The following is a 23257-nucleotide window of genomic DNA, read 5'->3' as shown; positions in this document are numbered from 1 at the left end:
GTTTATTTTTGCATCTATGCCAGTAGCGTCCAAGTTGGCTCCTTCTCAGGCTGCCTTGAATGGTTCCCCATTTCCTAACCGTATTTTCACCTTTTCCGCAGAAAATGATCGCTCCCAGCCCTCAACAGCCGCCCAATATAATCACACCATCAAACCGTGGGATCAAACACTTAGTATCCATTTGTGTTTGTTAAACTCTTTCTGTTTAAGAAAGAAAAGTGTTTGGAGGCGTCCAATGACAGAGCGCGGCAGGTTGAAAGTAACATTGATAGTTATCTTGGTGGCGGTATCTGCCATCGGCTACTGGGCATTCCAAAGCCAGAGAGCTTCTAAACAACTTGCTGAGCAGTTGAGGGTTGACGCCGAAACGCGTCGTTTGTCCGAACGTCAAGCTGAGCGTGAAGCGCTTGAAAGCTGGCTAGCCGAAATGACAGAAGAGGATTTTCAGGAAGTCGGCAAAAAATGCGCCGAAGCCGTTACCAGCGAACTGGAAGACAGAAATTCGATTGGCTGGGGCTTCGTAGACTGGAATCCCTATGATTTCTCTTCCATCAAGACCTCAGTCGAAATGGGTTTGAGACTAACAGCTTTTGGGTCGGAAACATCTGGCCTTGCACTGACAGAGGATCAGATACCCGTCTTAATCCGAAACAGGCAATCAGGTGGAACTTCCGATGCATTTAGATTTATTGTGTCCGAGCGAAGAGAAAGCTACAGCGGGCTGAAGCAGGTTCTGTCTCACTTCGTCTGCCGTATCAGTGGTCCTGAAAACATTCTTGTTTATCAATCGGATCAAATTGTCTTGTGAATTGGCGGCAGTAGGAGTCGGAGATGGTGCACGTTACCACAGAGACACAAGGGATCAGATTTCAAGATCAGAAATGTCAGCACCACTCTCCAGCGAAGAAAGCAAGGCCGAGAGAGGGTGTACCGGGAGAGCACCGACACCTTGTCTTCGAAAAAGCCGTTCATGGGGTGGGGTGTGCTTGGTTTGAAGGCGTTTCACAGGTAGCAAGGAGCTACGCAAACATATGCTGAATACTGGCCTTCAGTTCAGCAACCATCACGCCACGTTGAACCCAAACAGGCAAGGTAAAGTTGGAATGGCAGAAACCGGAGCAACAGCAGCGTCAATTCATGGCTACAAATTGTATCAAGAGCGTGCTCGTCGTGCATTTCCAATTCTTGTCCGCCAGGCTGAGGCTAGAAAGACTATTTACTATTCAGATTTGGCCGAAGAACTCGGCATGCCGAACCCGCGAAACTTAAATTACGTGTTAGGCAGTATTGGGCAGACGCTGAGCAGCCTCATCTGACTGGTCCAAATTGATTGTTAGTGCATGATCGGCCTGTGATCCATCGGGATGATGGTTTCGGGCGCTGGCGGGCGATAGCCCAGAGCACTGTGGGGGCGTTTTGTGTTGTAGTGTCTCCTCCATTGTTCGATCAGGATTTGTGCTTCGCGCAAACTGTAGAAGATTTCACCGTTGAGCAGCTCATCCCTGAACCGACCATTGAAGCTTTCACAGTATCCGTTCTCCCACGGGCTCCCAGGTTCGATGTAGGCCGTCTTGGCGCCAACGGCGGCGATCCAGTCTCGGACAGCCTGGGCGACAAATTCCGGCCCATTGTCAGAACGTATGAAACTCGGCGCGCCGCGAAGTATGAACAGGTCTGTCAGGACGTCGATTACATCGGTTGAGTTCAGCTTCCGCTCGACCCTGATTGCCAAGCATTCCCGACTGTGCTCATCAAGGATGTTCAGCGCCCTGAAGGCTTTGCCGTCGTCGGTTCGACAATGAACGAAGTCATACGACCAAACATGGTTGCGATACTCTGGCCGTAGCCGAACGCATGAGCCGTCATTTAGCCATAACCTCCCTTTCTTTGGTTGTTTCATTGGCACTTTCAGCCCCTCTCGCCGCCAGAGCCGTTCAACCCGCCCATCGCTGACAGACCATCCAGCCTCTCTCAGCAGCGCAGCGATCCTGCGATAGCCATATCGGCCATATTGACGGGTCAGCTCGATCATGTCGGCGACCAGCCTGTCCTCGTCCGCGCGGCCTCTTGGGATGCGTCGTTGCGTGGACCGGTGTTGTCCAAGCACGCGACAGGCGCGTCTCTCAGAAACGTTCAGCTGGTTGCGTACATGGTTAATACAAGCACGACGACGAGCGGGGCTCAGTAGTTTCCCTTTGTGGCTTCCGTCAGGATCAGTTTGTCCAACGTCAGATCAGAAACCGCACGTCGCAATCGTTCGTTCTCTTTCTGAAGCCGCTTCAATTCTTTCAACTGATCTACGCCCATTCCGCCGTACTTCTTGCGCCAGCGGTAATAGGTTTGTTCAACAACGCCGATCTGTCTGATCGCATCAAGTCGGGACATGCCTTGCCCCATCAGAACTTCAACCTGCCGTAACTTCGAGACAATCTCTTCGGGCTTCGGTCTCTTGTTTGCCATTCGTGGTCCTCCGTTTCCTAAGCATAACGGTGGACCAGTTCAGTTGGGGAGGCTCAAGAGGACCCTAAGCGCGCCGGGTTTGCTGTGTTTACCGGGTTTTGTTGAGCCGCCTGCAGCGCGCAGCCAACAGTTAACACAAGGGCGCCTAGGCGTGCTTCCCCTTGCGATTAGTCAAACTTTACATAGCGTCGCTTTTCTAATTTGCGTCGCTGACTACGACAAAGCCTGCCCCCAGAGCCCTACAGTTTGCTTTTGCGCCCAATAGCAGAGCATCCAGCTGCTGCATTCTTCGCGTTGTGGCGTTCGCATTCCCATTGGCCTTTGCCAATCTTGCGCTTGTGAGTTCGTTCTGTCGGACTCTTGGTTGCAGAATGACCACTTCCAGCTCGGCGCTTGAACCAACGCCAGCCAAAGCCGCTAGAAACCCAGTTCTATCAGCTTGGCGCTCTCCATTGTGCCACACAGCATCGCGCAGAACTCCCTCTCCATTCAGTTCGAGTTTCTCGCGAAGGAGGTTTCGATCCACATGTCGTAGGTTTTTAATGGCTTGGCCGACTACCACTTCATAATCTGACACAGAAATTTGCCTATTGTCGTTCTCAGACCCGCTACCTTTTGCGTGGATCAGAGTGAGTTTTGCGGTACCCGGGGTATCGTCCAGGTGGATAAAATCGGCTGATTCACCAGCACCATCATCACAAACAAGCCAACCAGACGGTTCGCCGAAGTTCTCGGTAATCGGCCAATTACGAACAACCAAACCAAACAACGACGTGTCCTCATCGTCCCCTATGGCTTCGACAGCGAAGCGGCGGCCATCCAATGGTTTCTCTTGCTTAACTGAGACTCCAGCAGCAGCCATGTCTATCCATTGCCAATCTTCGAACTGCTCATCTCGGAATTGAGTGCGGTAGAACTGACCACGCGAATAAGTGTGGCCGGTGTCATAGTAGAGCGTCAGGTTCTCTGGCTCGCTGCAGACCGCAAGAATTTCCTCATGATGTTCTGTGGTTTCTTCCCAGGTCTGCTTTGCAATATTGAGCTTCTGACTGCCGTCAGACTTGGCTTCGAAACTAAACGCCAGTTCTCCGTACTCCTCCTCTCCCCACTTCACTCGGGCGCGGAAATTGCGTGACCCTTCTTGTTCGATTACATCAAAGTGAACTTGGTCCGCGAATTGATGTAACCAACGATCATCATCGCCTCGTGCGATTTCGTCGGCAAGCAACTGTTCCGGGACAATGATCGCGACGTCATAAGGATGTTCGACATCCTCAAAGTCTGTTGTGGGACGCGCGAGCACAGGAATTGGATTATAATCATCATTCCCATCGTCCAAACTTCGCTTCGCCTGACGAAGCACTTTTGCCATTCGGTTCGCAAACTGGTCCCAATCCTTACTTGGACCAAGCCATACACGGGCATTCTTTGGACTTGCTCCCACGATGGCTGCTCGACCTTCATGCTCAAGCTCAGCATTTGATGAAGTGGTGCGTACCGAACTGAAGAAGTAGCTTTGGTCATCCAACGGATCCAAGGCGTTTTCTAGCTCCGCTCCAGAAAGCACCTTCGAATCTGGCTTGACGAGCGAGCGACGATGAGCGCCGCTTAGCCACAAGGTCCGGACCTTGCCTTCAACAAACGCCGCTTCCACTTCGCTTGCGCCCATTCTTTCGATGCGTTTGAAAGATGCTTTTTCTGCCTTGGTTATTGAGCGTACAATGGTCTGCCTGGCGCCATTGTCTGTGCAACAAATGGACAAAACATCTTCCAACGCAGAGACAACGACGAGATGGTGTAAGGTGTTTTTCAGGTCATCCTGAGTGTACCAAGCGGGTGGACGCTTCTCGTCATACGCCAGCCAGGTAAGCTGCATTCCATCCGGTGCTTCTGCTGGGTCTTGGACGGTGGAAAAACTCCGAGTTGCCGAAGATGCTTCGTTCTTTGGAAGTACGTTGGAGCGCAGTTCGGCGATGATATCTCTTCTTAGGTCCACAAGAAGACCGTCACTGTCACCCACGATCTTGAAGAGAGTAGCCGACAGATATGGTCGGCAATCGTCATGAGAAATAGCCATCTTTAACCTCAGTATTACTTTGCCTCCGGCATTCCGATGACAACAAGTGGCTTCTTTGGAGATTTCGGTTCACGTTAAAACGCTTGGTGTTAATCTACCTATAGACGATATAGCCATTGGATGAAGCATTTGAGCAAGAACATAGTCATTTTGTGCGATGGAACATCGAATGAGATTTCGCAGGATAGGACCAACATCCTGCGGCTGTTTGGATGCCTGACGAAGGCACCAGAACAGTCCGTGTTTTATGATCCCGGGGTAGGCACATTTGGAGCTGAGAACTCTGCTTCCTACTACTACCGGCGGGGTGTTGAGATCTGGGGCTTGGCGACTGGTTGGGGGTTAGATGCTAACGTCAAAGAAGCTTATCGCTATCTCGTGCAACACTACGAGCATAAGGCAGGAGAAGGAGCTGATGCCGAAGGCGATCGGATCTTCATTTTTGGATTTAGTCGTGGCGCGTACACCGCAAGGGTATTGGCGGGCTTCATTCATGCTGTTGGTTTAATTAATCCTGATAACCTGAACCTGTTGGACTACGCATATCGGGCGTACAAAAGTATCGGCGATAACGTAGAAAGCCAAAGCAACGAAAAGCAGTTTGCCGAAGTTCGCTTGTTTGAACGCATTCTTCGGCCAACTCGACCCAGAATCCGTTTACTGGGCCTCTTTGACACTGTTGGATCAGTGATTGAAAGCGGAAGGTACGGTCCAAGGCTAAGATCACATGCCTTCACCGCAACTAATCCTAGCGTAGAGAGCGTACGGCATGCCGTCGCATTGGACGAACGAAGAACTATGTTTCAGCCACAGCTTTGGCCAGCCGGAAAACCGTACCGCACGAAACACTTCGACCCGAAATCGGAGATCGAGCAAGACGTAAGAGAGGTCTGGTTTGTTGGTTCACACGGAGATGTCGGTGGCGGCTACCCCGAAGCCAGAAGCGCAATTGCCAAAATACCTCTTGAGTGGATGATCAATGAAGCGAAATCAGCGGGCTTGGAGCTCAAGACGCGTACTATCAATACAATTGTTCTTGCAAAGAACGGGGGACATTACGTGGAACCCAGTCCGCAAGCGTCAATCAATGACTCAATGAACACGGCTTGGTCTGTCTTGGAAGCGGTTCCAAGATTCAAGAGACGGCACATCCCGACAAGAAGGAAAAGCTATTTGGGTCTCTATATTCCATGGTTTGAGGAGCGGCTTGTTCCAGATGGCGCGATTCTTCACTCGACTGTTTTTGAGCACAACAACGGTCCAGCTCCTGTTAAAAGATCAAACCTTCCAGCGGATTTCAAAATTGAGACTGCAAAGCCAAAGGAATAGAATAGTCTTTTAGAAAATGCAGCGACGATATTCTTGGGTTTCATGTTGTTGCAGCTGGTGGGTACCGATACAATGTTCCGATGTCAGAGCCAAAGTAACTCGTAAGACCCAGTGGACTGCGTGGGCTTCGGCGGCTTGTAGCTTAAGAAGCCGTGCATGGGGTGGGGTTGCCCGGGTTTTCCGGATCTGTATTGGTGGCTTGGATTGCACATCTATCCGGGTTTCCACCTGGCCGTGTGTTGAGCTCAACATAAGGGCGCTTAAGCGCCTCTCGCAGGTAATTCGGCGACAACGGCAACGCTGTTGTCTACGACGTCTCCGCCCTGTGCAAGATCGAGTTCATCTACGCACAGTTTTTCTAGTTGAACAAAGTTATAGAGAAACTGGCCTTTTGGCGTTGTGATCTTGTAGACGGTAGTTTGCCTAGCACCGTGCTGTATCGAGATTCTGACGAGATGTTCTTCGTAGATATCGATATTTGGGTGCGGAATCAGATATCTATCGCGGTTCCGCAGGTCACCCTCTATGCCCTCCAGTTCGGCGATGTGGTCCAGGCGCTCCCCCTTGTATGTCATGTTGCAGCGTTTGCATGCTACTGAGAGGTTAAACATTTCGTAGGAAAGGGACTTGAATCGGCCCTTCGGCACAATGTGTTCCCTATCAGTCTCGATATTTGCATCTAGAAGGGATCGACTACAGTAACAGCAAAGATTGTTGGTCTTTGCTAAGTGAAATTCTTTGATCTTGTTCTTTGCTGAGATCAAGTTCCCCCGATCAGGCTCACCAAACTGATCGTGGTTCCAAGGATTCTCCGTTGTGAGCGCTTTTTGGACCGCTTCTCTTTCGGCAGCGGAGAGATCTTCGTTCAAGAACTCTTCTACCTCATCCACGGTCACGGGAAATCTCTTCAACAATTCTGGGCAAGTCGCTAATCACGCGTCGCAACAATTCCTGTTGCTTTTGGTCGTACGATTTATCAAGAAAGCTCCGGATGCTAGTTTCCGCTACGGGCAGGGAAATCACTCCGTTGGAAAGTTCTTGAAGCACCTTAGACAACTGCAGACTTAGATAGTGGCTTACGGGTGTGAGCGTATCAAAACCCTTCCATAGAACTTCCTCGACACTCTCAGATTGATTTTCGACTTGAATCTCGGATTGCGGTCTGCCTTCCCCGTTGACCCTGAAGAGCTCGACTTCGTTGCCGTATCCAGCCAGCGCTCCCGACACCAATACAGCGGAATGTGTGGCCAGATAGATATGAACGTCAAAATACCCAAGCGCTGTGTGTAACATCTCAATGTATCTTCGTTGCCAGTCGGGATGCAGACTATTCTCGGGCTCATCTATAAACAGCGCGTCCGCGTTTCTTGCTTCGGAACGAATGAACAGGAATTGCGAGATTAGAGTTTGCTCTCCAGAACTGAGCTCCCAAAATCGCTCACGGCCTCGTTTGGGGTGTTCGAAAACAAGATGGTAATCTTTGAAGATACCCGCCAAGCGCAAATCTTCCATATATTTTAGAACTATCCGGTTTCTTGTATCAAAGCTGCGATGGTAAGAGTCACCGTAGCCGGATAGCAGGAAGCTCCCGCCTCCCTCGGATATCAATGATCCCAAGGCTGAGGCGAGATTTTCTGATTCTTGAGGATCAACTGAGATTGACAAAAGAGAGGGATCTGGATTTTCGCCGAGAGTGATCTCAACTTCGATGAAAGGATAGAAGCCAAGCATCTCGAGCAAGTCATCAAACTGACCTTTGCTATCGGTTTCTTGATCAAAAAAATACATTAAATTCTTGGGCACCAAATTCTTTATGCCAATAGGGGAAACGCGAAATACCCTATGGCTCTTACTGCTTCGAGAAAAACGAACAAATGGTGTGTTTGCTACCGCGATGGATCTTCGTCCGGCAGCGGCTCTAGAGCTAGCTTTTCGAGTTAGCTCTCGGGTCTTACCGCTGCCGTTAGGGCCAAGGAAAAAAGTAATGCGCTTCTTCAATTAGTTCTCTCACATGGATCTAGTGCAATTCTGAAATTTCTACGCTCGATGCCTCGTTGGAGCAGCAGGTCGAACTTTTCGATCTGATACTGCAGCAGATGCAGAGGGTCACTCAAGACAATCTCCTCTACATGGGTAACATAATGGGCCTTGGCTGCCACCCGTGGTGGCTTGGACGGTGGGACCGGGCACCCAAATCGCCGCGTTTTCGTCACCATAAGCTATAGACCTGCCTTCAATCGTTTCGATACCAACCCAGACACAAACGATGGCGTCAAGCATGTCCTCGAAGGCCTTCAGCTCGCGACCGGTGGCGCTTGAAGAGATTGTAGGCAGCTGCTCAGCTACTCCATCAACCTTGGCTTCCAGATGAATGATTATCTCCTGCCATGTCTCGACCAATCTCTCTCGACGCTGGCCGGGGACAAGCTCGGGCCAATAGCGCCTAAGCTTTGCCGCCTTGTACTTCAGCCTTTCGGACGCGCCGGTAAGCTCTATCAAGGCCGGATGAGGGTATACCTCAATTGTTCCAGGCAAGGTTATTGAGTTCGTGATCAATGGGTATCCTGAAGCCTCAAGCCCCGACATCAATTTGAAACTGATCGGACCGGGGCGCTCGGTTGATGGGGTATGCGTGCCGGCTTTTCGTGCACCGTAGGCAGACGATATTGCATTGTCTGCCAAGCGTCGCCCGTTGATCACCTCCTTAGAAAGCGGCATGTCGATGCTTACCAGATCGATTGGTCGAGCGGCCATGCGCTCCGCTGCGTTCAGGACATCTTCTACTGGCGGCAGCGCATCCGACCTATTCGGATCGCCAAGGAAGTCCGCGTATGACTTGCTGGCAACGACAATCTGCCATCGCGCACCCTTCTTAACGCCAACAGCAAGACCGCTAGGTTGCTTCGGTGTCCAAGCAGCGTCGATGCCAAGAACTGCTACCATATTTGCTCCATCGATTGCATCTGTTGTCGCGCACTGGGGTAGGTTGGGCAACCGGCCTTGTCATGCCGCGGCAACAAGCCAGACAGGGTTCACCCGGAGGGCGCATGCGCCACTGACGAAGGAAAAGCCGTGCATGGGGTGGGGTGTACCGGGCATGCGGTGATTGTTGGCCCCTAAGCTGGTCCTGGCCCGGAGAATAACAGGGCGCAAAACAATCGTGCCTTTTGGACTGAAGTTACATTCGGTGGCGGCAGAATCCGAACCGGACTCGACTCGGGGTGGTCCGCACTGGTACCATATGTGCTGTGGAATCGTCTTCTTACCGCAAGCCCTAGCCTGAAACGCGGCGGGCAACGGCCCGCGAAAGGAGGTGAAAGCTTATGGCTAAATCCACGCGTAAGATCGGACGTAGCGCGATCACGGGTCGCTTTACTTCGGTCTCCACGGCTCGACGAAAGCCTAAAACGCATGTCGTCGAAACCGTGAAAAAGTCGAAAGCTCGTAAGAGCAAGTAAGCTTCAGGGCGGTTCATTCTTGACCGGGTGGGCCGCCCTGTTTTTGTATAATGTCACTTTCCGACATCTGATTCAACGTTTCTTTTCATACACTTAATCAAATCGAAAAGTTGGATTCTTTCAGGTACTTAGCCCTAATAGAGGAGCGAGCCTGCGATTTGGAAAAATGGAGCTGACTCCACGCAACACTACAGCCCCCGCTCTTTCAAATACCGGCCAGTGCCATCGATGATGCCCTCAATCAGGGTAACGCAATGGGCGCAGAATGCCGGCGTCATGTAGAACAGCCACGGCTTGCCGGAGCGATGCGCTAACTCGAACCAGGTCTCTGGCCAGTTAGACCTTTCTTCATCGAAGTTAGCGATGGTTGCTTCAGGCCACTCAAATCCGTTGTGGAACATGTTGTTCCGATACTTGTTCATTGCCGAAAGCGATTTGCTCAGCTCATGAGGTAAGAACGGGAGCAAGTCGATTGCCTCAGATAACTGGACAGCGCCCATAGCGAAGCCTCGCATTTCTTTTCCATACTCCGCATAGAACTGTGGCTTCCAACGCTTGTTTGACTTTAAGGCAATCCGCGGGTGGTCAGATTTGATTTCCGTTCGAGCCTTCAACCCCTCGAATAGCTCGACAAAAAGAGACTCTATAAAGGGAGCAAGCATACCGACTGCGGCCATGCTGTGAGCCGAGGCTTGGAAGGTCATTTGCCAGAAACGCTCGTCTCGGAGACTTTCGAGCCCTCCGTCATCGTCGCCTCCCCAGCGTGGATCGGTGTCGAGCACATCCAATCGGTAGACCTCAACTTCACGTGCTTCCTCATGGCTACGAAGGGTACGCTTGATGGCGTCGAGTTGCTGATCGAGCAAGGTGTGGCGGAGGAGACTCATCGCATGGTCGCGCGGTGATCGGCTGTCGCGCAGGCGGCGGGCCATCTCGGCGGGGCCAAAATCAGAGCCGGAAAAGAAACCCTTTTTCGTCAAACCGCATTCTCTCCTTTCCTTAATTTTCGTATCCGAAACGAATGTCGCGGCTGTAGGATAGGCCAGCGGCCCGGCAGAGCGCCTCAAGGGCTCTAACCAAGTCTTTCTGGCCTATATTCAGGAAAACTGACTGGCCCAACAATGTATCAATTGCTAAGTTTTGCTAAGGTCCGAAGCTGGTCGCACCCTCGCCGAACATTCACGATGCTCTGCTTAATGAAAACTGGGACGTTGGCGGCTAGAGTTTTCTGCTAAGTTTGGCTGGCTAGATAGAGGTATTTGATGCTACCACGCCTGTTCTCACTGGAGAATACTGACTGCCCCAAGAAATATCTAAAATGTTATAATTTGTTAGAGTTGGAGCTTAGAGTTTCCGCTCAAACTGCCTGCAACGTTCATCTCTGCCGTATGTTTTTCCGGTACCGGTTGCAGGATATTTGTTAGTAGATTTCCTACCCCGATACCCGGCGAAAACCGGCAAAAAGCCCATAGAAAATTTCTGTATCAGACTTTTTGCCGGTTTTCGCCGGGTGTCAGGACGGGAACTCCGATCAACTTCATACTTGAGCCAGGTCTAACCAACGACCCATGACTTAAGGCTCCACCAGTTTTGGATTAACTGCGTAGTCGGTCGAGGGTCGCCCGCCAGTATTGGTCTTGATTTCGCGGACCCAATCCGCGTCGATCAGAACTTTCAATGCGGCTCGGACGTGATTGGCGGAACTTAGACCGGAACGACCACGATGGTGGATGTCCCTGACCTTAAAGTGACGAATACCTTCGGTCTGAATGATATCGGCAATAACCTTTGCCCCTTCGACTTCAGGCGACAACTTGGAAGTACCGTATGCCCTGAAAGCATGCTTTCTTAGATAGTCCCCGACAAAGTCACAGGCACGGCCCACGTGGTGCGCTTCAATCTGTTCAGGGGATTGGGGGTCGTCTGTTGCCGCCCAATCCAGATGGGCCAGGACATTTGCAATACGCACCACGAGCCCAGGCATCTTCCCAATATGGCTTTTAAACAGGGCAGCTGCATCGACTTCCCATTCTCGACACTGCTTCCTGAATTGATGCAGAATGTTGGCGGCAGCTTCGTTAAAGTGAACGAGGCTTGGACGTTTCCCGCCTTTCTCACAAACTACATGTGGCAACCCACGTAGACGATTGATGGCATCAATCATTTGCTGATCATTCAGCCCCTGCGAAGGACGAGAAAGCGGTACGGGGTCAGGAAAAACTACCATGAACCTTGCGAGCAGTCCGTCATCACTTGTTTTTATCAAAAGATCGGACAGGCGATCCGGCTGGGTACCGCCGACAATCGCAACACTCAGGTGATCAACAATGATAGGTTCAGGGTTATTTTTGCGGTCGACAGCATAGCTACGCCCGCCGTTTGCCTCCAACCAAAATGCTCGATCACCGCCGCCGTTGTATCTGTCCATGCTAGACAGCCAACCTGACAACTCATCACGTGCCAGCAGCAGGCCGCGCCAGGTTGACGACAAGAGGTCAGCGACCTTCTCAGTTGTGATATCGGTAATGATAATCCGCTCACGGACAGGGGGATTCCCCGCGTCAGCTTCGGGCGGTTTCGCAGGCGGTTCCACACCTTCGATCAAGGCCGATTTAGCGTCGGATTTCCATTGCGCCAGGGCGAGCGAGGCCAGCTCGTTTTTGGCCTCCCAATCCACTCGTGCACGGCGATAGTCCTCTGACAGTGAACGCTCAATGTCTTTTACGGGATCAAGCACGCTATCCAGTGCGGGGCTTTTCCCTGCCGACGGATCACCAACCAGCATAGCCCAAAGAACAGGGGGCTCTTTCCAGCCATCCCAAGGGCTTGCCCAACGCGAATTGCCGATGGCCGCGCTGGCGGTCGACAGCAACGTGAGTGACACATAGTCGATCGGTGCATTCTTGGCATCAGCGGCCGATCTGATCCAAGCCGCCCATATGCCGAATATCTCGTCAAAGTCTGCCTCGGACATAACGGGCGCTGGTGGTCGCACTGGCTTCGCAATGGTTTGATCGGGATCAGGCCAATCGGCGGCTGCATCAAACGGCACGATATTGGGGTTTAGCTCGTTCATGCCTGGCCGCCTTTCTTTCCGCGCAGAACGTCGTTCCAATCACAACCTTCCGGTGCGGGTAGCAGCGATACCTGCCAACCAAGTGACGATGCCCGCGAAGCAAGAGACTGCCCCGCCTCTATGCCTGCAGGATCCCCATCAGTCGCGATTGTAATTTTTCCTGAATAAGGCGGCAGTTTCAGTGCCTTCATCCCAGACGTGCTGAGTGCGGCCCAGACGGCTGCTGGACCATTGAGCAGCCCAGACAAGAGCGACAGGCCTGTTTCTATTCCTTCGCACACCACAAGCTGCTTTGCGGCTTCTGACAAGACTACAGCGCCGCCACTGCACGGCCCAAGCATCAGTTTCGGGTTCTTGCTTACACGCACGCCTTTCTTGTCGAAGAATGTACGGTGAATGGCCCCTGTAGTGACGTTGGCGATCATAGCCATACACCAAGACGTCGTCGGGCTATGAAACAAATCTGGCGCAAACCGTAGCGACGGCGGCAAGGTACAGGTAATACCCCGATCACGCAGGTACGCTTCAGCCTTAGTGCCTTTTATCGGGCGAGCCGCTTCCCAAATTCCTCGGGCCTGTTGAAGTTTGTTGAACTCGTACGCTTTGCGTTTTTCCTCAGCCTCAGTCCGCGCTGTGTGATCGACACAAGTGTTGCTAGGCGGTACATCGGCTGCGGTCGCAACATCTTTGAAGCGGCAACCGTTCTTGAAGCAGTACAACAGTAACTTGCCTCCCGATTCCGAGATCGAAAGAGCTTGTTGATCGCGGCGGCCTTCAGGCTGGCAAACGGGGCAGGGTGCTGAACCCCTGCCGGCGCGCCAGACACCCCCGAGGCGGAATGTCAGGGTTTCTCCACAAATACGTGAATTGGATTGTATTTCGATAGTCATTCGCTCTGACCTCACCTTGCGCTGAGGGGCCGAACACATTAGATTTCGAGTGTAGTTTTACTACACCTCTCAACGAAATCACCCGTGTCCAATGTCATCCCCATTGGCGCGGGTTTCGTTTTAGTTGCTCTGGTTTTTGCCTGTGATCCAGGCATCAATTTGATGCGTGTCCACAAACGCAGCGCGACCCAGGGTGTGCTTTGTAATCGCGCCTGCATTGGCCGCACGATCGAAGGTAGACCGGCTCAACGAATACCGTTCAATAGCGTCTTTGAGTCGGATCAGGTTCTTAGGGTTGGTGATTTGGTCTGCCATGTAATTACCTCATTAGGGGCAGACGACCGGGAAAGAGCATCAACTAATGTCGAAAAACGCGATGGATCACATCCATTTGCACCGATGCAATGGGTGTTGCATTTTGCAACAATTCTGTTGATATAGCGAGAGGGAGAAAAAGCAGGTGACCGCTTTTGCCAGCGATGCCTTGTTTCTTCCAACGCACATACTATTCCGGGCCTTCTGTTGACAGGTTTCGGTTTCAGCAGCGAGGGCGCTATGACTTTGGCGAGACAAGCGCCCTCGCTGTATTTTTGCGTTCTCCCGAGGGATACTGACGCAAGCACGTTATCCCTTTGTTGTGTACAGCTCAATATGTTGATTGCGCGAAGCTACACTCTTATTATTTAAGTATATTTTTGAGAGTAGTCGATGGCTGCACTGCACCTATCTGCCCTCATTTGACGCCTCTCAAATTGAAAATGACGTCAGCATTCTTGCCAGTCACATGCGCTGCCCAGCGTTCCGCCAATAAAAGTCTTTGGTCAAAATAATCGGACCTTTGGTAGGCGCGTGAGACGGCTGACCCAACCTTGTGCCCGATCGCAGTTTCCTTAATTTCATAGTCTGTTTTGGTCGCTTCGTCGGCCCAGGTCCTGAAGCTGGCACGGAAGCCGTGTGGGCGCGCCTCCAATTCTAACCGCTCCATATGGCGGGACATGCTGGCGTCGCTGATTACGCCTTTGCGGACGCCGGGGAATAAATATCCATCACGGGCGGCTTCACGTGCTTTATCAACGATCCGAAGTGCCTCATTGGACAATGGCACCCGAAAGTCATCAGTCTTGCCGCGCGGACCCTTGACCAATTCTGCGGGAACAATCCAGACATTACCCTTAATCTGGTTCGTCTTTGCGAATCTTATCGGTCGAGATCGCAACCCCGTCAGGATCAAAAGCTGTAAGGCAAGTTGAACCGTGCCACCGCCGTCGAGGCTCTGATAGAACGCTGGAACGTCCCGCCAGTTCATCGATGGTATATTCGTCGCCTTATGCACTTGTTTGCCTAGAAGTTCACGGGCGTCTTCGATGGCGTGGCGGTCAACCTCGTATTTCTTGGCGCTGGCGTAGCTCAGACAGGCCTTCAGGCGCGTCAGAGCTTTCCGGGCGACATCCGTCTTGGTGCGCCATATCGGGCGGAGGGCGTCGGCGATAGCGGTGCCGGTGACATCCTCAACTGGCTTTTCACCCAAGGCGGGCAGGATGTGCGTTTTGATTGGGCTGTACCAACGCCCAGCTTTCCCATCGTCTTTCAACTGCGCTTTGCGGGCTTCGAAGGCTAAAGGCGCGATGTTCTTCAGAAGTCTCTCTTCGCGGAGCGAGGGGTCGGTTGCAATCTGGCTTGCAACAGCTTGCGCTTTTTCTGCATTGCGAACATCAATAGGGTTGCCGCCACGCTTGACGATCCCCCGGTAGGCGTCAGCCATTTCACGAGCCTGTGCTAAAGTCACGCCGGGATAACCGCCCAAACCCATCTCTTTGCGCTTACCCGAGTAGGTGAAGCGAAACACCCATTGGTCCCCTGTGGTAAGTCGATAAAGGTACAGCCCCCCACCGTCACTGTGCTTGCCTGATCCGGCACTGCGGACCTTCGCCGCGCTCAACTTGTAGAGTGATCCGGCCATATCCCCTCACAGCAATCTATATCCCCTGTTTTATCCCCCCTTTTTTCTGCGGCTTCAAGACGCGTCGTGAGGCATAGAGATCATTACTTAGATAATAACCGTTATTATTGTTGTGAAAAGTAAATGCCCAGAAGAATCTTGACGCATCGTGATGTAAGTGTTCAATGCCTCTCCTGGGCACCATTTCTTCCGAACATAGATGGCCTTGAACGCTCTGTTTCATTGAGTGTTTTACCGAATCTCGATTATCGCCCTGAAGGTGGTGGAACGCTCCACACCCGCGGAAAACACGACACTAGAGGGTTTGATTGGGGCTTCACCCCAAAAAGCACGAGCTTGATGCCCCAATGGCACTTTCCGATCTTTGGATTCGAAAGGCATGGCCAAGTCCAAAACCATTCAAATTGGCGGATGCTGTCGGCTTGTTCGCATTGGCAAGGCCAAGTGGCTCGGGACTATGGCACCGGAACTATCGTCATCTTGAACTTTGCCGAACGCATGGCAACGTCCTGCCGCACCAGCAGCCGGTTTTTCGTTCACGAAGCCTGGGTAAATACATGCAACGCGAGGCAAGGCCGACGATTGTTTTTCTCGACAAGCGCTTTTGCGCACGCGTTGAACGCTGCAACCCGGGATCTGACTGCTTTGTCCGGATCAAAAACCTGCATGAATTGCTTGGTGTTCAAATCCGTTTGAGCGTGATGACCGACTGAGCAAACCTGGATTTGTCATCTATGACGTCAACGACTTTGAAGCCCGGGGCCCAGTTCTCTTCGATATAGGAAACTGGCACGATCGTATCGCCGTAAGTCTTGTTGCCATCTGTGCCTTCCATGAAGACCAGTTCGCCGCTGTCATAACGCGCGGCAAACTCGGGCACCCTATCTGCGGACTCTGCGAGCAGCTTGTGCCAAGCGTTCGACCCTCTTCGTTTTCCAAGTTGGAAGTGACGAAGCAAACCAATTCTGCTTCCAAATATTTTCGGACCCAATATCTCGCGCCCGCGATTTTCAATGTATCTCAGGAACCGCCTCGGCTGGACCGTGATCACCAGCACAGCGCCGGGTTTGGTAACGCGCGCGAGCTCAGTACGCCAATGCAAATGAACATCCTCTGGCAGGTGCGTGAAAACTGAATACGCCATTGCAGACGAAATCTTGCCATCGGGCAGGGAAAACGCGCCCAATGGGGAAATATGCATGAACTCGCCTGGCAGATCTCTTTTCCGGCACTCATCAATGATGTCGGCATTTACATCAGCGGCGAATATTGATCGGCTGGGATAATCTCTGGAAAACAGACGAATATACCGTCCCCAACCACATCCGAAATCCAAAAAGCAATCGTCCTTGCTGGGGTTTTCGCCGTGCGTTGAAAACATCTGCTTTGCGTGCACGTAAAAACCATGCGCTTCTCTGATTGCACTGGAAAGCGCGCTTCCGACATATTCGACTTGAATATCATTTGGAGGAAAGTCCGGCAGAGCGCTTGCAAGCTCGCCGCCTTTGTTTTCGGCTTTATCCAGCAATAGCTGAAGCCATTCGGCATCGGTCAGTTCGTTGAAGCTCTTATACAGGTCTTTCATGTCCGCTGCCAAGTAACTGGAATAATGCTCTTTGGATACGATACGAAATGCGCGATTACAATTGATTGAATTTCTGGCCTTCAGTCGACGGCCCAGGTCTTGCCAACGCACTTGGCGCGAGCGGGTGCACGTTGAGTGCCCGAGCCGAAAGATCAACCGATTTGGAGGCGGCACGACGGTGCGGGACGTCGATGGATAGAGTTCTGTGTCGGCCAAAGGTGGCGCCACAGCACTTCCGTCATGGGCTCGAAGCATTCATCTGACGGTTCAGGCGGGTCGATCCGGTTCGAAGGGCGGTAAAACCGGACAAACCCGCCTTTGCTGTGGTGTCAGTGCCAACCCATCATATACGCGCAGATTCAGCAGCTTGATCGCTGCTGACGGGCTGACAAGATAGCCAACGCATCACATCTGCCGTTATCTGCCGGGATAGCTTCTCAAGCAGAACGCGCATATTGCCTCTCATGAACCCGGCCGCGTTTGCAGGCCCAGCCGGCCTCCGGAAGCTTCCCGATCACTTTGCTTACGTCCTTATCGCCGCAATACTTCTGCGCCGAAAAGCTCATCGGTAACGGTCGGCGAAACCGAGCGCCGAGAATCCGACAGACTCCAAGGCAGCACCCGGCCCAGCATCCAGTATGGGTCTGCTGTATCGGTATCCTTCCTTCAGGGTATCATTGTGGTTCTGGTAAAAACGGCCCTTCGGATCGATCATCAGGTACGACCCCAGCATGTCTGCGTTGTCTTCAACGCGGATGATGTCCTTCAACGAGCGGTGCCTGTGCACAAAGGCCCGGAACTGCTTATCCGTCACCATGCCGGCCGTGGTTGTCATCGGAAGCGCCCGGAGGATTTTCCACTTGTGGGGTGCCAATTGCGCAATGACTCGAGCCAAGTCCGCCTCATGGTTCTGGGAATTCACGACCGTATTGATCTTCAGCTTCAGGTCAGGGTTGTCTGAGCGCGCCATTGCGACGCTGTCCCTCAAAGCCTCTAGATCCAACTGCCGAGCGCGACGGTCTTCGCGGCCAATCGCCTTGTTCGTTTGCATGTCAGCCGCGTCCAGGCTTACTCCCAGCCAATCGAGATGCGGCGCCAGGGCAGACATGGTTTCCGCATCAAGCCTGCTGCCGTTGGTAATGATCGAAACATCAAACCCGATTTGGGCGGCCATCTCAACGGCACGGATCAGGTCAGCGCGACACAACAATGGCTCACCGCCAGCAAAATTGAGACGGACACGCCGCCAAGTCAAAGTGCCATTCAAAGGGTTCTTCAAATTCGCAGGATCGAAAAAAGCCCAGAGCGACCGCAGCAATTTGGCTGTGTTGTCCGGCTGGCGGATCACGTCGCGCGCTGAAGACGGTCGTTCCCACTTGGCATAGCAATACACGCATCGGTAGTTACAAGCTTCGTTGACGTGCCAATTGATGACCAGTTGGTCGATGCTGTGTTTCAGGGAAGTTTCCACGTTTGGTTCTCCATGTTCATTACATGATTCGAACCTGCCACCGGCGCGCTTCAAAATATCTGACACAAAACGTGCAAACCAATTTCCCGGCGTTGCCCCCCTTCATAATAATACTTATTGTCAAGCAGTTACACTGTTTATGAGGGTTCTCTTGGCACTTGTACCTCCTCCGGAAGCCATCTTTGTCGAACTGTCCCGGTCTTTCTTTGGCTCGGTAATGGGCAAGCGAGAAAAAACGCGCCTTCTTCGGCGAGAGCTTTCGATGAAGCAGATCGAAAAAGAGCACCGTAGAAGTTGTAGAGAGCTCTGCGTTGCTCTTGAGTTTGATGAGAGCGCAGTCCGGGATGCCGAACAAAATATCTGGGAAGTGGTAATGTCCTTTTGGCAGATCGAGCAGGAGCTTTGGACATTCGACGCGCCGATCCAACATATTGTCTGGGAGCTTTTGATTCACCTGTACGTGCCAGGCGCTGCCCGACGGGCCGCATTCTGGATGATCGACGACCGTTCGGATGATGGTTTGCCGGACGGGCGGTTTTGGTTTTTGCCGGAACCGGATCCCGCGGACCCATCAAGGCTTCAGCTTCCGGTTCAACAGGTTTTGGATTGGACTTTCGATCTGATCGGTCTGTCAGTTGAGGGTTACGCCGTTCGATTGGCGGAAGATCAGATCGAAAATGGAATCTGCAACCCGGACAAAGACCCCAAAGCAAAAATCGCACGGGCGCTTTACCGCTGGCAACAAGGCATAGCTCTTCCTGACCAGGACAGTATCAAACGCACATTTCCGGACAGGTTGGCCGATTCCGGGGATACAGGACCAAACCCGAAATCCCGGCTACCGTTTTCCGGATGTTGGGAATACGACAAGGGCGAAGATCTGGAATACAACTACCAATCGGCCCGGGATTTCATTCAGGCCCGAAATCTTTCCATCCCACGGCTGCGTTTTGACCTGGGCATTTCAGAAGACGCCCTGAGCCGCGCCCTCGATGGGCATCCGCCCGAGGACGAGAAGGCAAGATTTACCTTTCTTGTAAGTCGGCGCTTTGCGCGGCCCAGCATGAAGACCATTCGCCAAATGTTGTTGTTCGCGCGCGCGATGCAGGACGGTTACTTGCGCCTTCTCAAACTGCTTTGCCCGGATGTTCAGCCCACATGCGCCGATCCCCGTGAAAACCGCGTTCTGGAACTGACCCACATCTTCAAGCTGGTCTACAACCTGACACTGGAAGCCTATCGCAGCACGGCCGGGCACGAAACAGGGGCTCAGGACCAGCATTTCGAGGCCAAACTGAAGGCTTGCGTTCCTTGGATGGAGAGTGCGTTTGCGACGATCTTACCCTCGAATTTTCGGTATCCGGATGCAACACGCACGGGCATCTGTGAACGCCTGAGCCGACGCTTTTCCGAGATACAAGACGGTGATCGACTACAGGCTTACCTCCCCGGCTCCGGGGATCGCGACGAGTTCAGGAAAATTGTCGAACGCGAATACCGGTCATTTAAAAACGTCGTGGTCGAATTTCAGGATCACCAGCGGCATTGTGAAAGACTGGAGCATCAGGCTGCCGTGGAAGAAATCGAAAAGGAAACGCGCCTTTGGTTTCTGAACAATCTTGCGCAGGATACCAACGTTCCTGGCGTGATCCGAGCCGCCTCGACGAACCGACTCGCGACAATCGCAAAGGGGACTGCGCTGGAAGGCGTCTGGTTCCGCGACGCGCTTGAAGCGGCTCGTCAGAAGGGCGACAGGACACGCGTCGACAAGCTGCTGGGTGAGGCGAAAGAGCTTGACCCTTCGGACCGCTGGCGTCCGGTTTGGCTTCACCAAAAAGCACGGCATCACATCAATCTCAATGAATGGAACCAGGCAAAAACATGCTTGAAGGAAGCAATCGAGCTGACGCGGATACAAAGCTTCGGCCCGACCCGCGGCCGTCTTTCACTTGACCTGCTTGGGCTGGAGTTGACGAAGTCAGCATATAACCAGCGAAATCACGGCGGACTGGTCAGAGATGTGATCATGTTCGGAGTCGTGGACGTCCCGCCAACGGACAAGTGGGTGGTTGTAACGGCGGAAACCCATTTCTGGGAAGAGGTGTATCAACCCTACGCAGGGACGACGAGGCGAAAGAGGACGAGCAAACAGCGCAGCCAGAGGCGCTGACCGCGAACAAAAGCATGTACCGTCAGGATCTGGGCCGAAAACCGCGACAGACCACCGAAGGGGCACCAACACGATCAATGGCACCGCTGTGGCGGATCATGTGTTTTGCCCAGAAAAGCCTGACCCTCGGAACGCAGAGGAACAGGCCGGCTGCAAAGCGGGCGTTGCGTGGCTCAGGCCTGTTTGTAAACCTCGGCTTCCTCTGCCACCTCTGCCGACTCAGGTGTCACTTCGACCACATCGTCCTCGTCCGCAGGCTCCATGACGTCTGGCTCTTCGGTTTGATCTTCAAGCGCTCCAACGATCAAAGGCAACATATGTACGCCTGTCGCGCTTGCGATTTCGGGTGTTTGCGGCGTTTGCCAGCTAAGCGTGTCGAAGCTGCCGCAGTTCTGGCAGACCGGTCCCCATTCAGGTTGGATATCATGGCAGTTGGTGCACACCCATTGCGGACCACGCGGCGCATTCAGCGCCTTGGCCAACCAGCCTTGCACAACCGCGTCCGAGGCCCCCTCACCCCGTTCGATAGCGGCCATCAACGTATAAGCGCGCGCATCGCCCTGCTTTTCGACCACATCGCCCAACGCGCGGCGGGCTTCGGGGAAATCCTCGGCCACAATGTTCAATTCGGCCAGAATCAGACGCGTTTCCAAATTCTCGGGGTGAATGCGGGTCAGCGCCGTGAACCTCTTGATACGTTGCTCGGGAGTTTCATCCGGCACGATTTCGGCAAAGGCATGGGCCAGATCCGGATGCGGCTGAGCCTCCCATGCTTTTTTCAAAATCTTGGTCGCGGCCCGGGGTTTGCCTTTGGCGATATACGCGCGGGCCGCCATGGCGGCGGCAGGCACCAGATCAGGCGACAGGCGATTGGCTTCAATCGCGCGCTCCTGCTGTTCGACGGTCGCACCTTCGTCCAGAATTCCCTTGGCTTCGGACAAGGCCAGAACAGCATCGCGCCGTTTGAAGACATCGCGCGGCAAATACCCGGCCTTCAACTTGGCCGTCAGGGTCGAACGCGCCCCGGCCCAATCCTGCGCCTTGGTTTGCAGGTTCAGCAGCACGTCCTGCGTTTCTTCATGACGCGGTTTGATCGCAAGGGCCTTCTCGGCCAGTTTGCGGGCCGTTTCATCATCACCTTCGGCCAGCTTCTGCTTCATGATCCCGCGTACGCCGACAAACCGGGTCGCGTTGTTGGTCACCAGTTTTTTGTAAGTGTCCGATGCCTTTTTCGTGTCACCTGTCATCTCGGCGGCCTGTGCCACCAACAGATCAGTCAGCTCAGGCTTGTTCAGCAGTTTTTCGGCCTTGGTGGCTTTGGTCATCGCCACGCGCCCTTCGCCCGAGGCCAGCGCCATCAGGCCATCAGCCAACGCCTGATATCCCTTTTGCTCGCGATTGCGGTCAAAGTACCGGGACAAGGCAGTTTCGTCACCGTTCAGGAATTTCAGCGTTGCGATCAGCAGGCTGAGCAACTTGAAAAACAGCCAGACCGCAAAAACCAACACACCCAGCGCGATCACTGACTGAAGCGGCCCCAGCGTGAATTCCGTGCCCGCGACGGTGATCTGAACCCCGCCACTGGTTTGCATCAGGAAGTGACCGCCCAGCGCCAGCAGGCCGATAATCGCAACAAAAACAAGGATCTTAAACAGTGACCACAGCATGGCAGGTCCTTCAGTTCGAGTTCAGGCTGGAAGCCAGTGTATTCGCCGCATCGACGGCGGCGACCCGTGTTTGGGCCGCCTGTTCCCAATCGGCCATTGCAGCCCGTGCCGCCTCGGGAAGTGATTTCAGTTCGCTCAAGGCTTTGGCCAGGTCTCCGTCCGCAAGCGCAGCCTGCGCACGAGACAGGACGGCATCTGGCCCATCCCCTTCCTGGGGCGTGACCGAGCGCGCGCCCGTTTGACGTTGCAGGAATGCGATCAGGCCAGTGCCCTTGTCGGCTTCACGGGCTTCGGCCAGCGCGGTTCGAGCCGCAGGCGCGAAACTGTCCCGCAGAGAAGAGAGTGTTTCAACGCCCTTCTCAGCCGGCCCGGACAGGGCATCCGGCACATCCACACCGCCTGCTTTCAGTTCTGCAACCAGATCGGAATAGGGCTGACCCGCATCCAGTTGCCCATGCAAGCGGGACAGAACGGCGGCATTGGCCGCGGCCTGCGCGTCGGCTGATGCTTTTGCCTCCAGCGCCTGGGCGTCGGAAACCATTTTTTCAACCTCGGCCCGTTGCGAGGCCAGCGAGTCCTGAAGCTTCTTCAGCTCAGCTTCGAAGGCGGCCATGGATTCGGGCGACACGTTGGATTCGATCGGGGTTTTCTCAAGCGTCGCGATGCGCTCTGACAATGGTCCGATCTGGCCTGACAGCGTTTCCACAGTGGATTTGATCGCACTCAGGTCACTTTCCACGGGTGCCAGTTTGTCGGAAAGCGCTTTGACCTGATCCGTCAAACCGGCAACATCCGGACTGTTTGCAAGCTCTTGCGACAGCTTGGCAATCTGGTCGGATTGGTCTGCCAGTTTGGATTCCAACGCCGCCAAGGTATCCGAGCTGTCCGAGCCCGTTGACAACAGCCCGCCATTGCCCAGCGCAAACCCGACGGCGGCTGCAATAGCACCGCCCAGCAAAGCGGGAACAAATCCGCCACGCTTTTCAACAACACGCTCGACCACTTTTTCTTCGACCGGAGCAGTATCTTCAGTCAACGCTTCGGCTTCGGCTTCGGCTTCGGCTTCGGCTTCGGCTTCGGCTTCGGCTTCGGCTTCGGCTTCGGCTTCGGCTTC

The 23257-nt window shown here is 53.4% G+C and carries 19 protein-coding genes; 5 read left to right on the top strand and 14 right to left on the bottom strand.

The features are described 5' to 3' along the window. The first annotated feature begins 235 nt into the window (after positions 1 to 235). Positions 236 to 808: a hypothetical protein gene (locus AC2FFD_RS21155; protein WP_496874060.1), complete on the top strand. Its 573-nt coding sequence runs from the start codon at positions 236 to 238 to the stop codon at positions 806 to 808. A gap of 223 nt (positions 809 to 1031) precedes the next feature. Beyond that, complete coding sequence (locus tag AC2FFD_RS21150) at positions 1032 to 1316, top strand: hypothetical protein (RefSeq protein ID WP_496874059.1); 285 nt, start codon at positions 1032 to 1034, stop codon at positions 1314 to 1316. 17 nt (positions 1317 to 1333) lie between these two features. On the opposite strand, the gene AC2FFD_RS21145 is transcribed toward AC2FFD_RS21150, so the two are convergent. Together AC2FFD_RS21145 and AC2FFD_RS21140 are read right to left on the bottom strand one after the other, a co-directional pair. Next, positions 1334 to 2460, bottom strand: a protein-coding gene (locus tag AC2FFD_RS21145) for an IS3 family transposase (RefSeq protein ID WP_496874058.1) whose coding sequence is annotated in 2 segments (ribosomal slippage) — positions 1334 to 2199 and positions 2199 to 2460 — 1128 coding nt in all. Because the reading frame shifts where the segments join, the coding sequence is not laid out codon by codon here. 196 nt (positions 2461 to 2656) lie between these two features. Then, positions 2657 to 4537 (bottom strand): hypothetical protein, encoded by a 1881-nt coding sequence (locus tag AC2FFD_RS21140; protein WP_496874057.1) that lies wholly within the window; start codon positions 4535 to 4537, stop codon positions 2657 to 2659. Between the two features lie 120 nt (positions 4538 to 4657). Here AC2FFD_RS21140 and AC2FFD_RS21135 point away from each other — a divergent pair, with 120 nt between their 5' ends. After that, positions 4658 to 5866, top strand: coding sequence for a T6SS phospholipase effector Tle1-like catalytic domain-containing protein (locus tag AC2FFD_RS21135; protein WP_496874056.1), 1209 nt, complete (start codon positions 4658 to 4660; stop codon positions 5864 to 5866). Between the two features lie 260 nt (positions 5867 to 6126). On the opposite strand, the gene AC2FFD_RS21130 is transcribed toward AC2FFD_RS21135, so the two are convergent. The 8 genes from AC2FFD_RS21130 to AC2FFD_RS21095 form a co-directional block, all read right to left on the bottom strand. Beyond that, entirely contained in the window at positions 6127 to 6762 is a 636-nt protein-coding gene (locus AC2FFD_RS21130) for an HNH endonuclease (protein WP_496874055.1), read from the bottom strand. Beyond that, the gene (locus tag AC2FFD_RS21125) at positions 6749 to 7864 is read right to left on the bottom strand and encodes an AAA family ATPase (protein ID WP_496874054.1); all 1116 of its coding nucleotides are present in this window, start codon (positions 7862 to 7864) and stop codon (positions 6749 to 6751) included. Before AC2FFD_RS21125 ends, AC2FFD_RS21130 begins: the two co-directional genes overlap by 14 nt. 108 nt (positions 7865 to 7972) lie before the next feature. Continuing rightward, positions 7973 to 8809, bottom strand: coding sequence for a DUF429 domain-containing protein (locus tag AC2FFD_RS21120; protein ID WP_496874053.1), 837 nt, complete (start codon positions 8807 to 8809; stop codon positions 7973 to 7975). A gap of 703 nt (positions 8810 to 9512) precedes the next feature. Beyond that, entirely contained in the window at positions 9513 to 10304 is a 792-nt protein-coding gene (locus AC2FFD_RS21115; RefSeq protein ID WP_496874052.1) for a hypothetical protein, read from the bottom strand. 593 nt (positions 10305 to 10897) lie between these two features. Continuing rightward, entirely contained in the window at positions 10898 to 12400 is a 1503-nt protein-coding gene (locus AC2FFD_RS21110; RefSeq protein WP_496874051.1) for a YfjI family protein, read from the bottom strand. Then, a complete protein-coding gene (locus tag AC2FFD_RS21105) occupies positions 12397 to 13290 on the bottom strand; it encodes a DUF7146 domain-containing protein (RefSeq protein ID WP_496874050.1) in 894 nt (297 codons plus the stop codon). The genes AC2FFD_RS21110 and AC2FFD_RS21105 overlap by 4 nt, the downstream gene beginning before the upstream one ends. Positions 13291 to 13410: 120 nt before the next feature. Then, entirely contained in the window at positions 13411 to 13605 is a 195-nt protein-coding gene (locus tag AC2FFD_RS21100; protein ID WP_170682562.1) for a helix-turn-helix transcriptional regulator, read from the bottom strand. 418 nt (positions 13606 to 14023) lie between these two features. Next, a complete protein-coding gene (locus AC2FFD_RS21095; RefSeq protein ID WP_496874049.1) occupies positions 14024 to 15250 on the bottom strand; it encodes a tyrosine-type recombinase/integrase in 1227 nt (408 codons plus the stop codon). 347 nt (positions 15251 to 15597) lie between these two features. Here AC2FFD_RS21095 and AC2FFD_RS21090 point away from each other — a divergent pair, with 347 nt between their 5' ends. After that, complete coding sequence (locus tag AC2FFD_RS21090) at positions 15598 to 15963, top strand: Arm DNA-binding domain-containing protein (protein WP_496874048.1); 366 nt, start codon at positions 15598 to 15600, stop codon at positions 15961 to 15963. Here AC2FFD_RS21090 and AC2FFD_RS21085 read toward each other — a convergent pair. Both AC2FFD_RS21085 and AC2FFD_RS21080 read right to left on the bottom strand, forming a co-directional pair. After that, positions 15933 to 16835: a class I SAM-dependent methyltransferase gene (locus AC2FFD_RS21085; RefSeq protein ID WP_496874047.1), complete on the bottom strand. Its 903-nt coding sequence runs from the start codon at positions 16833 to 16835 to the stop codon at positions 15933 to 15935. The genes AC2FFD_RS21090 and AC2FFD_RS21085 overlap by 31 nt on opposite strands. A 562-nt stretch (positions 16836 to 17397) precedes the next feature. Beyond that, positions 17398 to 18360 carry a viperin family antiviral radical SAM protein gene (locus AC2FFD_RS21080; protein WP_496874046.1) on the bottom strand — a complete coding sequence of 321 codons (963 nt, stop codon included), beginning with the start codon at positions 18358 to 18360 and terminating at the stop codon, positions 17398 to 17400. A 97-nt stretch (positions 18361 to 18457) separates the two neighbouring features. Between AC2FFD_RS21080 and AC2FFD_RS21075 the strand changes: the two genes are divergently transcribed. Continuing rightward, positions 18458 to 20476, top strand: a complete 2019-nt coding sequence (locus tag AC2FFD_RS21075) for a hypothetical protein (protein WP_496874045.1) — start codon at positions 18458 to 18460, stop codon at positions 20474 to 20476. Between the two features lie 173 nt (positions 20477 to 20649). Here the strand turns inward: AC2FFD_RS21075 and AC2FFD_RS21070 are convergent, their stop codons facing one another. Next, positions 20650 to 22143 carry a heme biosynthesis protein HemY gene (locus AC2FFD_RS21070; protein WP_257599657.1) on the bottom strand — a complete coding sequence of 498 codons (1494 nt, stop codon included), beginning with the start codon at positions 22141 to 22143 and terminating at the stop codon, positions 20650 to 20652. A gap of 10 nt (positions 22144 to 22153) precedes the next feature. Continuing rightward, on the bottom strand, positions 22154 to 23257 hold a 1104-nt coding region (locus AC2FFD_RS21065; RefSeq protein ID WP_496874044.1), incomplete at its 5' end, for a COG4223 family protein.

Source organism: Ruegeria sp. YTSC002, from assembly GCF_059609845.1.
Note: the sequence above shows the minus strand (reverse complement) of the source record. Positions and strands in the feature narration are given on the sequence as shown.